This window comes from Rhizobium sp. SVR5-2C, assembly GCF_056755115.1.
The window spans coordinates 1-239 of sequence record NZ_JBNDHT010000563.1 but is presented as its reverse complement, the minus strand read 5'-3'; the positions used below and the strand labels follow the sequence as shown (position 1 = coordinate 239).

Below are 239 nucleotides of genomic sequence, written 5' to 3'. Positions count from 1 at the left end.
AGCCGATCTTGCGCACGGCCTTGCCGGCGTTGGTATCGTTGAACTCGACCTTGTAGACGCGCTTGAGCTCGGCCGGAGCCTCGAAGCAATCCGACTTCGGCTGCTTCGGATCAGCGCAGGCCTTGTCCTTCGTGTCGGCGCCGTTGTCACGCTCGATGACGAGGGCAGTCGTGGCATCCAGCATGTGGAATTCGCCGATCGAAACGCCCTTGGCCTCGAAAGGATAGAGCCAGCTGCGG

General features: G+C 61.9%; 1 protein-coding gene. It reads right to left on the bottom strand.

Translation table 11 applies throughout. The features are described from left to right. The coding region (locus ACPYOI_RS36905) for an esterase-like activity of phytase family protein (protein WP_481424289.1) at positions 1-239 on the bottom strand (239 nt) is incomplete at both ends.